Consider the following 948-nt stretch of genomic DNA (forward strand, 5'->3'; position numbering starts at 1 on the left):
TGGGACCATAGGAGAGCGGCGCATAGTCCAGCAATTGCACCCGCACTTCCTGTTGCGCTTCTCCGATCAGGCGTACCAGTTCGCTTTGCGAATCGCCCACGCCGGGCGGGTTGTAGGCATTCGGGCTGGCCACGAGGTAATTGCCGCGCGCCACATCGGCCGGGACCACGCTGCGGTTGGTCATGACCGGGGTTTGCCCGGCGGCGATGGCCGCCTGCGCCGCCCAGTCGATCTCGAAGATGGCCTGCACCTGCGCTGCCACGGCCGGGTCGGTGATCTTCAATCCGGTTTCGTGGATGTGCGAGAACGAGCGCCAGTCGAAGTTCTGGCTGCCCACATAGGCGCTGCGGCCATCGACCACGAAATACTTGGCGTGGATGATGCCGTTGCCGGTCATGCGGGAATAATCGATCTGGCGGAATTCCAGGTTCGGGATGCGCTTGAGCTTCTCGATGGTGGCCGGGACCGACGCGAACTCGCCCTTCTTTTCCATCAGGAAGCGGATCTTCACGCCGCGCCGTCCGGCCGCCTCCAGGTGCGCCATGATGTCATCAAGCGCCTCGCCATCCTGCCCGGCCACGTAGAACTGGCCGAACACGATCTCGCGCTGTGCACTGTCGAACATTTCCTTCCACACCACGGCCGCATCGCGCAGATCCGGCGTGGCCAGCGTGGTTTCGCGCGGCACGGTGTGGACCAGTTCGAAGCCGGGTATGGCGAATTCGGCCCGGACCGGTGTGGCCAGCGAAAGAACCAGCCCGAAGGCGGCAGCGAGACGAAGCAGAAGACGGCGTGGCGCGAGGGTCATGATGTCGGCAAGGGAGAAGTCAGTGTGGCGCTCAGGCGATGTGCAGCTTGCCCTGCGGCTGCGGGCTGTGTTGCGGCTGCGGGTTCAGGCGGCCGACGCAGGCGCGCAGCATCAGGACCTTCAGGTGATCGTTGATGCGC

General features: G+C 64.7%; 1 protein-coding gene. It reads right to left on the reverse strand.

The window, feature by feature from the left end:
* The coding region (locus B3873_RS17570) for a phospholipase D-like domain-containing protein (RefSeq protein ID WP_286867638.1) at positions 1-808 on the reverse strand (808 nt) is incomplete at its 3' end.
* Positions 809-948 lie beyond the last annotated feature (140 nt).

Origin of the sequence: Herbaspirillum sp. UBA812 (genome assembly GCF_002296545.1) — a bacterium.
Lineage (GTDB): Bacteria > Pseudomonadota > Gammaproteobacteria > Burkholderiales > Burkholderiaceae_D > Herbaspirillum > Herbaspirillum huttiense.